A 12,835-nucleotide genomic window follows, 5' to 3' on the forward strand; every position below is an offset into this window, starting at 1 on the left:
CTGGGCGCACGTCAACGAGCCCGGGGTAGTACTCCGATCACCGTCCGCAGGGGATTGCCCTGACGGCCCTAGGGCTCAGCTGCTCCAGCCGGTGCGTGCTGCCCACTCCTCGGCAGGCAGGTAGATCAGGTCGCACACGGGATCCTTCAGATCGGCGTACTCGCCGACTGACTCCAGAGGCAAGGTCGCCGCCCGACGCTTGAACTCCCCGTACGCCGCTGCGGTGTCCGGATGGGCACGCAGGTAGTCCCTAAAGAGCAGCGCGTACCGCTGGTTGGCGCGACCGGCTACGCGCAGGTGCAGGTTCACCCGGCGGCGGTACAGGGGCTCGACCACCAGCCGCTTGACCCATTGGAACTCGTCCTTGGGCAGACCGGGCACCGGGTGGTCGCGCCTGGGCGGCCTGTCCTCCCACTCGGCCGCCACCAGCAGCTGCACTGCGTCTTCCAGCTCGGACTCGGCGGCAACGGTCGCCTGGATATCCAGGATGTCCTTGGCGGCCAGGCCTGGTACCGAGGTCGAACCGATGTGGTCCACCCGCACTGCCTTGTCGCCGAGGATGTTGCTGATCACCTGGGCTGTCTTCTCGTACTGCGCTGCCCAGGTCGTGTCCGGACTGACGATGGCGATCGCGCTCATGGGGTGAATCATTGCAGCGGACCGCCGTCTCAGACAGTCCTTGCCGGGCAGGGTTTCACCGCTCACCCAGCGGGCTTCACCCGGAAAGCGCCGGTGCTGAGCAGCTCGGCAGCGGCGTACGCGGCCTTGCGGATGCCTTTGCGCTCGTCGAAGAACCCGCCGACCACTCCGACCGCCGGGAGCTTGCCGAGCATCCTGGCGCCGAGGCTGCCGCGTGGACGGTCCTCGAAGACCTCACCGGCCCCGCCGAGCAGCTTGCTGATCCGCCAGACCAGGCGAACACCCTTGCGGAGACCGGCCTCCTCCGTCTCGTCGCCCAGTCCCAGCTGCTGTGCGACGTCCTTGCCTGCAGCGGTCGGATCGTCGTACCGGAGTACGTCGTCAGGCGTGATCGGGCGGCCAGTGAGCACCCGGGCTATCACTGCGGTTCGGTCGGCGTGCGCCTCGACTCCGTACTCGCGGCAGACCGCTCCGATCACCATGGCCTGTACTGAGGCGCCGAGGGTGTCCTTGATCGGGAGGGCATCGGCGGCGGCACCACTGAGCCGCGGGAGGCCCGCCACCACCGCGGCGAACCCACCGAGCCGCTCTACCCACCAGTCGCAGCGCTTGGCCAGCGGTAGCGTCGGCCACTCGGCGTGGCCGGGCACTTTCATCCGCAGCAAGCGGTCGATCGCGAGAATCAGACCCTTCTCGGCCAGGTTGGGCTGCTCCTGGGCGGAGTACTCGGTCAGGGTGCTGCGGATGCCGAACGGGTCCTGGGTGCGGAGCGCGTCGAGGACGGAGTCGATGCCGAACTCGACCCGGCTGAGGGCGAGGACGACGGCGGAGTCGGGGACGTCGGGACGGTCGGTCACGTCCGTCAGGGTAGGGACTCGGCGGTCCACGACGATCTGTGGGGTCCATCGGCGTGTCAGTTGTGATTCGAACAGGTGTTCGGGCTAGTTTGTCCCGTACGAGTTCCACGGATCGGCCGGGTTTGTCCACAGATTCACTCCGGCACCGAAAACTGTCCGTCGGAACCCATACCGTCTCTGGCGACAACGAATTTCCTCCGGGCAGCTGTGACAGCGGCCCCGATAGTAGATGGGTTAGGTGGCAGTCACATGGCTGGTGCAGCGGCGAGTGCGGAACGCAAGGCCGGGGATCGCGAGAAGGCTCTGGCGACCGCGCTGACGCAGATCGAGCGGCAGTGTGGCAAGGGTGCAGTGATGCGCCTGGGCGAGCAGGAGCGCACGAAGATCGAGGTCATTCCGACCGGGTCGATCGCGCTCGACATCGCGCTCGGGATCGGCGGTCTGCCGCGCGGTCGCGTGGTGGAGATCTACGGTCCGGAATCCTCCGGTAAGACGACGGTCGCGCTGCACGCGGTGGCGAACGCGCAGAAGGCCGGCGGGATCGCGGCGTTCATCGACGCGGAGCACGCGCTCGACCCGGACTACGCGCAGAAGCTCGGCGTCGACACCGACGCACTGCTGGTCTCGCAGCCGGACTCCGGTGAGCAGGCGCTGGAGATCGCCGACATGCTGATCCGCTCCGGCGCGATCGACATCGTCGTGATCGACTCGGTGGCCGCGCTGGTGCCCCGGGCCGAGATCGAGGGCGAGATGGGTGACAGCCACGTCGGTCTGCAGGCCCGGCTGATGAGCCAGGCGCTGCGCAAGATGACCGGTGCGGTCAGCGGGACGAACACCACCGCGATCTTCATCAACCAGCTGCGCGAGAAGATCGGCGTGATGTTCGGCTCCCCGGAGACGACGACCGGTGGTAAGGCGCTGAAGTTCTACGCGTCGATCCGGCTGGACGTGCGCCGGATCGAGTCGCTGAAGGACGGTACCGACTTCGTCGGCAACCGGACCCGGGTCAAGGTCGTGAAGAACAAGGTGGCCCCGCCGTTCAAGCAGGCCGAGTTCGACATCATCTACGGCCAGGGCATCAGCCGTGAGGGCAGCCTGCTCGACCTCGGCGTGGAGCAGGGCTTCGTCCGCAAGGCCGGCGCCTGGTTCACCTACGAGAGCGACCAGCTCGGTCAAGGCCGGGAGAACGCGCGGAACTTCCTGCGCGACAACCCGGCGCTGGCCAACGAGCTGGAGAAGAAGATCAAGGACAAGATGGGCATCGGCGTGACGGTGGAGCCGGCGGCCGGCGCGAAGGCTGATGGCAAGGCTGATGCCAAGGCCGACGGTAAGGCTGCGGGCAAGGCTGCGGCCGAGGTCGATGTCGACTTCTGATCACCCCTCGGCTCCCGGCGCCGACCGTCCGGGCAGCTCCAGGCAGAGCCCTTCCAGGAAGGCTTTGCCGGAGCTGCCCGCGGGAGTCCGCCGGGGACTAGCGGGAATCACTCCGCCGAAGCATGCGGGGGTAAGCCCCGACCCGGATGTGGAACGAGCCCCGGTTCAACCTCTCCCGTGGTCATTGAAGGACGACCTTGTAGCGCCACGGAAGAGCTCCGGAGCCCGCTCCGGCAAATCCCGCCGCGCCAAGGCCGGCCGAATCGGTGGGGCGACCGATAGCTCACCCGAGGGCGGCGAGGTCACCGATCGTTCGGCCAAGGCCGGCTGGGGTGGTGCGGCAACCGACCGTGCGACCAAGGGCGGCAGGGGTGGTGCGGCAACCGACCGTGCGGCGAAGGGCGGCAGGAGCCGTGCGGCAACAGGTCGTTCGGCTGACGGCGGGGCGTTCGATGCCTTCGAGGGGCTCGCCGACGGGATGCCGGACTGGGCTGCCAACGAGTCCGCCGGCATCACCTCACCTGGCTCTGATTCGAACGCTGCAGGTAGTCCCGCGTGGGGCGTCGACGGTTCCTCTGGTTCGTCCGGAGCGGTCAACGAGCCGGCGGGCAGGTCTGTCGACAACCCGTGGGGCGAATCTGTCGACGAGCAGACGGGAAGATCCGCCAGCAAACCGTCGGCAAGTGTTGTCGACGACCCATGGGGCGAGGGTCCAGGCGAGCAGTCGGCGGGCCTGCCCAATGAGTCGTCGGGGAGTGCTGTCGAGGATCCGTGGGGAGAGGGCTCCGGCGAGCAGTTGACTGGGACACCCCGGAAGCGGTCGACAAGTGCCGTTGACGACCCGTGGGGAGAAGATCCCGGTGTGCAGTCGGCGGCGACGCGCGGTGAGTCGACGGCGAGTGCTGTCGGAGACCCGTGGGGAGAGGCCGCCGGTGAGCAGTTGGCGAGGACGCTCAGTGAGCCATCGCCAAGTGCTGTTGGCGTCCCGCGGGGCGAGGATCCCAACGAGCAGCAGGCGGGGGCAGTCAATGAGTCGCCGGCAAAGCTCGTCGACGACCCGTCCGGAGAAGATCCCGCTGAGCGTTCGGAGAGCGCTGTCGGTGGGTCGTCTGGAGGAGGTCTCGCTGGGCGTTACGAGAGCGCTGCCCGTGAATCGTCGGGAGTGGGCTCTGATGAGCAGCCTGGGGTAGCTGTCGGGGAGTCGTCGTGGGGTGGGGCCGGGCGGTCGTCGGGTGGGAGTGATCGCAAGCGATCGGGGATGCGAGCTAGTCGGCGGTTCGGGGGGCGGCGGCCGAGTGAGTCGGCTGATGCTGAGCTCGATCAGTCGGCGGATCCGCACTCTGCAGCGCGGACGATCCTGCTCGACAAGCTGAGTGGCCAACCCCGGACTCGCGCTGAGCTGGCCGGTCTGCTGGCCGAGCGGGACATTCCCGACGAGGTGGCAGATGAGGTGCTCGATCGGTTCACCGAGGTCGGGTTGATCGACGACGCTGCTTTCGCCACCGCCTGGGTCGAGTCACGCCATCGCGGCCGCGGTCTGGGCAAGCGCGCCCTCGCTCAGGAACTCCGCCGCCGCGGAGTCGACGACGAAATGGCCCGCGACGCCCTCGAAGAACTCGAGCCCGACCAGGAAGAAGCCACCGCACGCGCCCTGGTCCGCAAGAAGCTCCGTTCGATGCGTTCTCTCGAACGCCAGGTAGCCATGCGCCGCCTCATCGGCATGCTCGCCCGCAAGGGCTACCCCGGCGGCCTGGCAATGACCATCGTCAAACAAGAACTAGACGCCTCCGACGAAGAGCTCCCCCTCCTCAACGACTCCGGCCTCGAAGCCGAATAACCGACATTCCAAGGGGGCTCGGACACCGCTACCGCGCGCCAGTTGATCGAGTACGCCCACCACCACCACCACCGCTGCTAGGCGGTGGTGGTGCGGGCGTCGGCTGCTGCGAGTCCGGCGCGCATCGCGTCCTGCTCGCCGGGCTGCCACGGACCGGAGGCGGCCAAAGGGATCTCGGTCATGAAGCGACGCTCGGGTTCCGGGATCCGCGCTACGACGAGGTCGGGGTCTTTGGCGGCGGTCGCGTAGAGGCTCGGGCCGTCGGCGTAGAAGAGGTCGGCGACGACCAGTCGCCCGTCTGCGCCGCGCATGACGTTGGACGGGTTGTCGTCCAACGGGCCGCACCAGGGGAGTTCCTCCAGGGCAAGGGCGTGGACGCGGCGGATGACGTCTACGAGGTCGGCGACTTCCGGTGAGCGGGTGCTGATCGCTTGGTGGAAGGCGGCGGCTTCGGGTTGGGGGACGGGGTGGAGCCATTCCATGAGCTGGAGGTCGCCACCGCCCGTCAGACGCTGGTGTGCGAACAGTTCCGGGACCTGGCGGGTGTGCGCGGCCTCCCGGTAGAGCGCCGCGGTGTACGGGCCGGTCGGGTCGAACGGACTGATTCGCGCGGCGGCGGTGCCATCGGGCGAGCGGAGTGCGGTCGCCCAGTCGCCGGCTCCGCAGGGGGTCCACCCCGCGGCGAGGAGCGACTGTTCGGCGTCTCGGTGATCGGCCTGCTGGCCAATCAGCGCGAGGGCCTCGCGGTTCGGGCTGGTTTCCTCCGGCGTCATGCCGTGGAGCATAGGTGGCCACCGGTCGACTGCCGCCCGTGAATGAGGATCAGGCGAGCCGGGTTCGGCAAGGATCGGGAAATGCCGTTTGCAGATGAGCTCGGGTCGGGGGTTGCCGTTGTCGAGTATCGGCCGGAGCGGGCGATCGAGTTCGAGGTGCTGGCGGAGCAGTTGCGGTCGAAGCTGGGGAGTCTGGCCCTGACCGTCGATCATGTTGGCTCCACGTCGGTACCCGGGCTGGCAGCGAAGGACTGCATCGCCGTACAGGTTCGGACGGAGTCGCTGGAGGAGGGCGAGTTTGTCCGGGTTCGGGAAGCCACCCAGTCTGGTGGATGGGTTGTCGACGGCAACTACTCCGAGTGGATCCGGGCGATCGCCTGGGGCGCTGCCGACACGGTGGTGTGGCTCTCTGCGCGACCAGCTCAGCCGCGGCTCGGCCAGGTCGATTCGGCAGATCAAGCGGTTCCTGCGGTCGGTTCACTGTGAGGCAGGGGGATTGTGAAGTTGTGAAAGGGCGGCAAGAGGGAGGGCCTTGGGGTGGTAAGCAAGCCCTAAGTGGGGTGGCAGAAGGGTGCTGAGTGGGAAGGAGACGGGGGCGTGAGCGGCGAGGGACGTTGACGGGTGGGGGTTGACGGTGTCTGATCCGAAGTACGGATCGGTTTGTGTGGTCCGTAGGCTGGGATTTTCGTCCGATCCGCCCCTGACACCTCTCGGAGGGTGCAATGACCGATTTCCAGGAACAGGCTAAGAACTGGCTCCGGAATGTCGTCAAGCAAAACCCGGACAAGATCAAGGCAGGCGTGGAGAAAGCCGGCGACCTGATCGACAAGCAGACCGGCGGGAAGTACGCCGAGAAGGTCGATTCGGTGCAGGAGAAGGTCGGCAGCTATGTCGACTCCCACGCTGAGCAGCCCTCCAACGGGCCCGGGGCCACCTCGACCGAGCAGAGCAGTGAGAACACCACCGCTGGCGAGGCGCCGACGACAGGAGCCGACGACAGCGCTGCTGAGTCCGCCGATTCTGGCATAGACCAGTCGGCAGGCCCCGGTACGAGCGCCGCGGAGGCCGAGCCTGAGGCGGCGGACTCCAGCGCGAGTGAGCCTGAGCCCGACACGGCTGAGCCTGACACGGCTGAAGCAGCCGAGCCCGACTCCGGTGCAGAGGAGACCGTCGACGAGGCTGCCCCCGACGCCGTGGACGGCACTGTCGTCGGTGGAGAGACGCCGGACGTCGCAGGCAACCCGAGCAGCTCGGCCGGCTCCGGCACGGAAGGTGCGGAGACGGGCAGTACCGCAACCGGTACGTCGGATGGCGGGCTCCCCGGCCCGAGATAGCACTTCTCAGGACACTTCAACGACCCGGGCCACCGCCGTACCAGGCAGGTAGCCCGGGTCATTGAAGTGCCACAAGAGATGATGCGTCGCAGAGTGACTGGACGGTAACCATCTGGTGACCCGGTCCGACTTCGGGTCAAGGTCTCGATTTGGGCGGCGTTCCGGTGCAGGGGTGTTCGTCTTGACCCTGTCGTTACCCGCGCTTAGCCTCGGGAACAGCAAGGGATCACTCCATCGCAAGGTGGCGTACATAGCAGCGGCCGGCTGGACCGGCCGGACACCAACCCGGGCCATGACCGTGGCGCGGGGGACGCGAGACCAACGCTCGACCGAGCTGCCGCATAGGACGACCCGGTGCCGCCGGGAGTTTGCAGCACCGCCGAACCGGGCGGTGCTCCTCGTCGTACCGTCCTGCCGATCGCTGTCAAACCTCCCTTCGACGACGACAACGTCACGCCCCCGGGCGCGACTCGCAGAGGGGAGACGCCGATGTCACTCGCGGCATCAGTGGGGCTCGTTCTGATCGGGTTGCTGATCGTTGGTCTACTGGCCTGGATCGGGCTGACGCTGTCGCGCCGCAAGGTCGCCGACACGTCCGCGGCCTTCAGCGCCGCCGAGGCGAACGCGAAGCTCGAGGCGGCCACCATCACGGCCGGCGCCAAGTCCGCCGCCGAGCTCGTCACCCGGCAGGCGGAGGAGTCAGCCGCCGTACTCCGCGTCCGCGCCGAGGCCGCCGAGCAGCGTGCGGAGGAGATCCGGCGTGACGCCGAGACCCGCGCGTCCGAAGTACGGCGTGAGGTTGAGCAGCGGGCGTCCGATGTACGCCGGGAGGCCGAGGCCGAGGCGCAGTCGATCCGTGAGGACCTGCGTGAGCAGCGACTCGAGATGGAGCGGCGCGAGCACCGGCTGACCGAGCGCGAGGAACGCCTCGACGAGCAGCATCGCGGGATCGAGGAGCGCCAGGGCGAGCTCACCACGCAGCTCGCCGGGCTCGACCAGCGCAAGGCCGAGATCCGCGATCTCGAGGACGAGCGGCGCCGGATCCTGGAGGGCGTCGCCAACCTCACCACCGAGCAGGCGAAGGCCGAGCTGGTCACCGCGATCGAGGCGGAGGCGAAGCGGCACGCGCACACGATCGTCCGCGACATCGAGCGGCAGGCGCAGGACGAGGGCGAGATCAAGGCCCGCAAGATCATCACCGGCGCCGTCCAGCGGCTGGCCTCGGAGCAGACCAGTGAGTCGGTCGTGTCGGTCGTGCACCTGCCCAGCGACGACATGAAGGGCCGGATCATCGGCCGTGAGGGCCGCAACATCAGGTCCTTCGAGCAGACCACCGGCGTCAACCTGATCATCGACGACACCCCCGAGGCCGTGCTGCTGTCCTGCTTCGACCCGGTACGCCGGGAGACGGCGCGGCTGACCCTGGATTCCCTGGTGCTCGACGGCCGGATCCACCCGAGCCGGATCGAGGAGATCTACGAGCGCAGCAAGGGCGAGGTGGCCGAGCTGTGTCAGCGGGCCGCCGAGGACGCGATGGCCGATGTCGGCGTCACCGATCTGCACCCGGAGCTGATCCGGACGATGGGCCTGCTGCGCTACCGGACGTCGTACGGGCAGAACGTGCTCAAGCACCTGATCGAGTCCGCGCACCTCGCGGGCATGATGGCGGCCGAGCTGGGCCTGGACCCCAAGCGGTGCAAGCGGGGCGCGTTCCTGCACGACATCGGCAAGGCGCTGACGCACGAATCCGAAGGCAGTCACGCGATCGTCGGTGCCGAGCTCGCCCGCAAGTACGGCGAGGACGACGACGTCGTGCACTGCATCGAGGCGCACCACAACGAGGTCGAGGTGCGTACCGTCGAGGCCGTGCTGACCCAGGCGGCGGACGCGGTCAGCGGTGGCCGGCCGGGTGCGCGGCGCGAGTCGCTGGAGGCGTACGTGCAGCGGCTCGAGCGGCTCGAGGAGATCGCGATGCATCACGACGGCGTCGAGAAGGTCTTCGCGATGCAGGCCGGCCGGGAGATCCGGGTGATGGTGCTGCCGGACGCGGTCGACGACATCGCCGCCCAGGTGATGGCGCGCGACATCGCCAAGCAGGTCGAGGAGGAGCTGACCTACCCGGGCCAGATCCGCGTCACCGTCGTCCGCGAGTCCCGCGCCACCGAAGTCGCCAAGTAGGCGAGCAGCAGCACCACGCCCCCTGTCCTTCCTAACTGAGTGTATCCGCCAGGGTCCGTTCAGTCGCGGAGTTATCCACAGGGTCGTGCTGTGCGGCCACCTACTCCGCGTACTTCGCACGCCAGGCGGGCGGCTCGAACGGGGAGCCGTAGATGCGCGTCTCGCGGGCGATCCGGCCGTCGGTGAACTCGACCACGTCCGCCACGTAGTAGATCTCGCCGCCGTAGTCCGACCTGCCGAGGACGACGAAGTGGTCGCCCTCGCCGGTGATCCGCTGGATCTCGATCGACGGTGGCGCGGGGTACTCCCGCTGCATCGAGCGCATCTTGTCCCGGCCGATGATCCGTTCGCCGGACTGCGGCATCTCCAGCACGTAGTCCTCGGTGCGCAGTTCGTGCTCGGCCTCGGCCGACAACACGAGCTGCCCTTCCATCGGCCAGAGGCGTTCCAGCAGTGCACGGTTCCTGTCGGTCATCGCGACCACCCGCCCTTCTGAGAGCCAGTCTGGTCCGGCGCCTTCAGCCAGCCTTAAACCGCCTCCAGCTGGCGCGCGACAGCTGCCGGAATCCGCAGGCCGGTCGCCTTCACGTTCGCGACGAACTGCGCGACCAGTACGTCGCCCCGCCCGGCTGTCAGGGCGACGACATCCCGCGACTGCGGCGGATCGAGCCGATGGACAGTCCCCGCGAACCCAGCAGGAACACCGCTCACCGGTACTACGGCAGCGCCGAGCCCCGCCGCTGCCAAGGCCGGTGCCGACGTGGTCTGCCGGGTGCGGATGACGACCTCGGGCGACACGCGATGCTCGGCGAAGAGCCCGTCGAGCCAGCCGGCCAGGCCATGCGGACCGGCGTACTGGATCACGGGGTAGCCGTGCAGGGCGCTGATCGGGACGGGGCCGGGCTGGTCGCCGAGTGGGTCGCCGGTGCAGAAGACGATGACGAGCTCCTCGCTCGTGAGCAGCTCGACAGCACCGTCCCAACGGGTCGGGCGTGGACTGATCGCGACGTCGATCTCGTCGTCGGTGATCATCGTGGCGAGCGCGTCGGCGCTGTTCCGCTCCTGCAGGACGAGCCGTACGCGCGGATGACGCTTTCGCCAGGAGCGGAGCAGCGGTGCCAGCAAACCAGCGGTCATCGAGCCAGCACAACCGATCCGGAGCTGCCCTTCATCCAGCGCGGCAACCGCACGACCTGCCTGTACTACGCGGTCGGCGGCCTCCAGAGCGCCGCGAGCATGCCGCAACGCCTCCCGCCCGGCCGTGGTCGGTCGGATGCCTCGGGGGAGTCGTTCGAGTAGGGGAGAGCCAAGTTCGTTCTCCAGTACTGCGATCTGGTGCGAGAGCGCAGGTTGCGAAAGGTGCAGTTGCGCGGCAGCCCGCGTGATCGAACCGGCCTCGACGGTGGCGACGAAGCACTCCAGGGCTCGCAAGGTAGGCATAGAAGCAGTCTATGGGTTGCATCGAAAATCGGTCTTTGTGCTGATGGGTCCACCCGGCCAGGCTGGAGGCATGACAACAGCGACAGAACTCAAGGGCAAGCAGGTCCTCATCGTGGCGGGCGGTTCGGGGATCGGCAGGCAGTTGGCTCAGGACGCCGTTGACCGGGGCGCACTCGTGACGATCACCGGGCGCAGCGCCGACGCGGTACAGGCAGTGGCAGACTCGATCGACGGATCGGTCGCGACCGCGGTCGTTGATCTGGGCGACGAAGAGTCGATCGCCGAGTTGGCGACGGAGCTCGCTCGGAGGGACGTCGTCGTCGAGCACCTGATCTCGCTGGCCAACGCGCCGGCGAAGGGCCCGGTGGAGAAGCTCGAGCGGGAGGCGATCATGCGCGCGTTCGATGCGAAGGTGATCGGTGCGCTGCTGCTGGTGAAGCACCTGCGGCCGACGGTCTCCGTCACGCTCTTCTCCGGCATCGTCGCCTGGCGACCCAAGGCCGGGATGGCGGTCACGGCGACGACCAACGGCGCGGTCGCGTTCCTCGCTCAGGCGCTCGCGGTCGAGTTGGCGCCCGTCCGCGTCAACGCGGTCTCTCCCGGCATCATCGATTCGGGTGCCTGGGACGGGCTGGGCGCGGACAGGGACAAGATGTTCGCCGACGTCGCCGCGAAGAACCCGGCGCGTCGGATCGGCACGACAGACGACATCTCCCAAGCGGTCCTGAGTGCTGTCACCAACCCGTTCCTGACCGGCACCGTCCTCCACCTCGACGGCGGCGCCCGCCTGGTCTGACCCGGCCTGGTCAGACCAGGCGGGCGACGAGCACCCTGGCTCAAGTGGGTGGCAGGTGCATGTGGGTCGGGGTGACGTCGATCTTCTCCTCGATCGCGTACTCGTGCGGCTCGGTCGTGTACTGCTCCTCGACGGACGGCTTGATCAGCTCGATGTCCTCGTCGTGCTTGGCGTTCGCGAGCCGATACGAGAATCACAGCCCGAACGCTCCGCCGAGCATGATGATGATGCCGACGGCAGTGAGGTTGATCCGGCTCGACGTGCCACGGATGGCGAACGCGATGATCGCGCCGACCGCGATGAGCGCAATTCCCCCGTTGATCCTCATCGTCACCTCCAGGAGTGACTTTCTGTGGATAGTTGACCACGTTCAGTACCCAGATCGCCGAAAGTCATGCACCAGCGCTCGCTGAGCGCACTCCGCACGGTCAGCGGAAGGCGGCCTGGCCGGTGAGGGCTTGGCCGATCACCAGCTGGTGGACCTCGGAGGTGCCCTCGTAGGTGAGTACGGACTCGAGGTTGTTCGCGTGCCGCATGATCGGGTACTCACCGCTGATCCCGTTCGCCGCGAGGATCGTGCGGCACTCGCGGGCGATCGCGATCGCCTCGCGGACGTTGTTCAGCTTGCCGACGCTGACCTGCTCGGGCCGCAGCGCGCCCTTCTCCTTCAGCCGGCCGAGGTGCACGGCGAGCAGGATGCCCTTGTTCAGCTCGACCGCCATGTCCGCGAATTTCGCCTGCGTCAGCTGGTACGCCGAGAGCGGCTTGTCGAACACCTGTCGCTGAGCCGCATAGTCCAGCGCCGTCTCCAGGCAGTCGCGAGCCGCACCCATCGCCCCGAAGATGATCCCGAACCGCGCCTCGTTCAAACACCCCAGCGGACCCGACAACCCACGAGCCTCCGGCAAGAGCGCCGACGCAGGCAGCCGCACGTCGTCGAAGATCAGCTCCGACGTCACCGACGCCCGCAGCGACATCTTCCGGGTGATCTCCGGAGCCGAGAACCCTGGCGTGTCAGTCGGTACTGCGAAGCCGCGCACGCCGTCATCCGTCCGGGCCCAGACCACTGCCACGTCGGCCACCGACCCGTTGGTGATCCACATCTTCGATCCGTTGAGCACCCAGTCGTCGCCGTCGCGCCGGGCGTTCGTGCGCATGCCACCCGGGTTCGATCCGAAGTCGGGCTCGGTCAGCCCGAAGCAGCCGATCGCCTCGCCTGCGGCCATCCGCGGCAGCCACTCGTTCTTCTGCTCTTCGCTGCCGTACTTCCAGATCGCGTACATCGCCAGCGAACCCTGCACGCTGACCAGCGACCGCATCCCGGAGTCGGCCGCCTCGATCTCCAGACAGGCCAGCCCATAGGCCACTGGGCCGAGCCCGGCGCAGCCGTAGCCGGTCAGGTGCATGCCCAGCAGGCCGAGCGCACCCAGCTCCTTGGCCAGGTCGCGCGCCGGGATGCTGGCGGACTCGAACCACTCGGGCAGCTGCGGCCGCAACCGCTCGTCCGCGAACCGCCGGGCCGTCGCCCTGATGGCGACTTCCTCTTCGGTGAGCAGGGAGTCCACATCCACGAGATCCAGCGAAACCGTCATGCCCACACGCTAGCG

General features: G+C 68.0%; 13 protein-coding genes. 6 read left to right on the forward strand and 7 right to left on the reverse strand.

Annotation, left to right across the window (positions count from 1 at the left end):
* Window positions 1-75 precede the first annotated feature (75 nt).
* Window positions 76-639 (reverse strand): GrpB family protein, encoded by a 564-nt coding sequence (locus G3I17_RS36425; protein ID WP_164603388.1) that lies wholly within the window; start codon window positions 637-639, stop codon window positions 76-78.
* A 62-nt stretch (window positions 640-701) separates the two neighbouring features.
* The gene (locus G3I17_RS36430; RefSeq protein ID WP_164603389.1) at window positions 702-1,496 is read right to left on the reverse strand and encodes a hypothetical protein; all 795 of its coding nucleotides are present in this window, start codon (window positions 1,494-1,496) and stop codon (window positions 702-704) included.
* A 249-nt stretch (window positions 1,497-1,745) separates the two neighbouring features.
* Between G3I17_RS36430 and recA the strand changes: the two genes are divergently transcribed.
* Window positions 1,746-2,870, forward strand: a complete 1,125-nt coding sequence (recA, locus tag G3I17_RS36435; protein ID WP_203591256.1) for a recombinase RecA — start codon at window positions 1,746-1,748, stop codon at window positions 2,868-2,870.
* A 1,258-nt stretch (window positions 2,871-4,128) separates the two neighbouring features.
* Window positions 4,129-4,707: a regulatory protein RecX gene (locus G3I17_RS36440; RefSeq protein ID WP_203591257.1), complete on the forward strand. Its 579-nt coding sequence runs from the start codon at window positions 4,129-4,131 to the stop codon at window positions 4,705-4,707.
* Between the two features lie 77 nt (window positions 4,708-4,784).
* Here G3I17_RS36440 and G3I17_RS36445 read toward each other — a convergent pair whose 3' ends face one another.
* The gene (locus G3I17_RS36445) at window positions 4,785-5,480 is read right to left on the reverse strand and encodes a hypothetical protein (protein ID WP_164603391.1); all 696 of its coding nucleotides are present in this window, start codon (window positions 5,478-5,480) and stop codon (window positions 4,785-4,787) included.
* Window positions 5,481-5,561: 81 nt separating this feature from the next.
* On the opposite strand from G3I17_RS36445, the gene G3I17_RS36450 reads away from it, so the two are divergent.
* The 3 genes from G3I17_RS36450 (at window position 5,562) to rny (ending at window position 8,992) form a co-directional block, all read left to right on the forward strand.
* Window positions 5,562-5,966, forward strand: coding sequence for a GrpB family protein (locus G3I17_RS36450; protein ID WP_203591258.1), 405 nt, complete (start codon window positions 5,562-5,564; stop codon window positions 5,964-5,966).
* Between the two features lie 236 nt (window positions 5,967-6,202).
* Window positions 6,203-6,814: an antitoxin gene (locus tag G3I17_RS36455; RefSeq protein WP_164603395.1), complete on the forward strand. Its 612-nt coding sequence runs from the start codon at window positions 6,203-6,205 to the stop codon at window positions 6,812-6,814.
* A gap of 489 nt (window positions 6,815-7,303) precedes the next feature.
* Window positions 7,304-8,992, forward strand: a complete 1,689-nt coding sequence (rny, locus tag G3I17_RS36460) for a ribonuclease Y (protein WP_164603397.1) — start codon at window positions 7,304-7,306, stop codon at window positions 8,990-8,992.
* A 100-nt stretch (window positions 8,993-9,092) separates the two neighbouring features.
* On the opposite strand, the gene G3I17_RS36465 is transcribed toward rny, so the two are convergent.
* Window positions 9,093-9,467, reverse strand: coding sequence for a nuclear transport factor 2 family protein (locus tag G3I17_RS36465; protein ID WP_164603399.1), 375 nt, complete (start codon window positions 9,465-9,467; stop codon window positions 9,093-9,095).
* Window positions 9,468-9,520: 53 nt separating this feature from the next.
* On the reverse strand, window positions 9,521-10,432 hold the full coding sequence (locus G3I17_RS36470; RefSeq protein WP_164603401.1) for a LysR family transcriptional regulator: 912 nt from the start codon (window positions 10,430-10,432) through the stop codon (window positions 9,521-9,523).
* A 70-nt stretch (window positions 10,433-10,502) separates the two neighbouring features.
* Between G3I17_RS36470 and G3I17_RS36475 the strand changes: the two genes are divergently transcribed.
* Window positions 10,503-11,228 carry an SDR family oxidoreductase gene (locus G3I17_RS36475; protein ID WP_164603403.1) on the forward strand — a complete coding sequence of 242 codons (726 nt, stop codon included), beginning with the start codon at window positions 10,503-10,505 and terminating at the stop codon, window positions 11,226-11,228.
* 193 nt (window positions 11,229-11,421) lie between these two features.
* Here G3I17_RS36475 and G3I17_RS41895 read toward each other — a convergent pair whose 3' ends face one another.
* A complete protein-coding gene (locus G3I17_RS41895; RefSeq protein ID WP_275402643.1) occupies window positions 11,422-11,556 on the reverse strand; it encodes a hypothetical protein in 135 nt (44 codons plus the stop codon).
* Window positions 11,557-11,656: 100 nt separating this feature from the next.
* Complete coding sequence (locus tag G3I17_RS36480; protein ID WP_164603405.1) at window positions 11,657-12,820, reverse strand: acyl-CoA dehydrogenase family protein; 1,164 nt, start codon at window positions 12,818-12,820, stop codon at window positions 11,657-11,659.
* Between the last annotated feature and the right edge of the window lie 15 nt (window positions 12,821-12,835).

This window comes from Streptomyces sp. SID13031 (assembly GCF_010548305.1).
Taxonomy (GTDB): Bacteria; Actinomycetota; Actinomycetes; order Propionibacteriales; family Kribbellaceae; genus Kribbella.